We start from the raw sequence: 1,144 nt of genomic DNA, 5'->3' as shown, positions 1-1,144 counted from the left end.
GCTGAAGGACACCATCAACACGATGGTGGACCAGCTGTCCGCGTTCGCCGACGAGGTCACCCGCGTGGCCCGCGAGGTCGGCACCGAGGGCCGCCTCGGCGGCCAGGCGGACGTCAAGGGCGTCTCGGGAACCTGGCGGGATCTGACCGACTCGGTCAACTTCATGGCCGGCAACCTCACCAACCAGGTCCGCTCCATCGCCCAGGTGGCCACCGCCGTGGCCAAGGGCGACCTCTCGCAGAAGATCACTGTCGAGGCCAAGGGTGAGATTCTGCAGCTGAAGGACACCATCAACACGATGGTGGACCAGCTGTCGGCCTTCGCCGACGAGGTCACCCGCGTGGCCCGCGAGGTCGGCACCGAGGGCCGCCTCGGCGGCCAGGCGGACGTCAAGGGCGTCTCGGGTACGTGGAAGGACCTCACCGAGTCCGTCAACGTCATGGCCGACAACCTGACCGCGCAGGTCCGGTCCATCGCCGACGTCACCACCGCGGTCGCCCAGGGGGATCTGTCGCAGAAGATCCGGGTGGACGCCCGGGGTGAGATTCTGCAGCTGAAGGAGACCATCAACACGATGGTGGACCAGCTGTCGGCGTTCGCCGACGAGGTCACCCGCGTGGCCCGCGAAGTGGGCACGGAAGGAAACCTCGGGGGGCAGGCGACCGTACGTGGCGTCTCGGGTACCTGGAAGGACCTGACCGACAACGTCAACGTCATGGCCTCCAACCTGACCGGGCAGGTCCGCTCCATCGCCCAGGTCGCCACCGCGGTGGCCAAGGGCGACCTGTCCCAGAAGATCACCGTCGAGGCCAAGGGCGAGGTCGCCGCCCTCGCCGACGTCATCAACACCATGGTCGACACGCTCTCCGCGTTCGCCGACGAGGTCACCCGGGTGGCCCGCGAGGTCGGCACCGAGGGCCGGCTCGGCGGCCAGGCGAGGGTGCCGCACGTCGCCGGGACCTGGAAGAACCTGACCGACAACGTCAACTCGATGGCGAACAACCTCACCGGCCAGGTCCGCAACATCGCCCAGGTGACGACCGCGGTCGCCAACGGCGACCTGTCCAAGAAGATCGACGTCGATGCGCGCGGCGAGATCCTGGAACTGAAGACCACCATCAACACGATGGTGGACCAGCTCTCC

At 67.7% G+C, this 1,144-nt stretch carries 1 protein-coding gene; it reads left to right on the top strand.

Features of this window, described 5'->3' with window-relative positions; translation table 11 throughout:
- On the top strand, window positions 1-1,144 hold a 1,144-nt coding region (locus GT030_RS19165), incomplete at both ends, for a HAMP domain-containing protein (protein WP_161202138.1).

Source organism: Streptomyces sp. SID1328, assembly GCF_009865595.1.
Classification (GTDB): Bacteria; Actinomycetota; Actinomycetes; order Streptomycetales; family Streptomycetaceae; genus Streptomyces; species Streptomyces griseoluteus.
The sequence above is the reverse complement of the archived record's forward strand: the minus strand, read 5'-3'. Positions and strand labels throughout refer to the sequence as shown.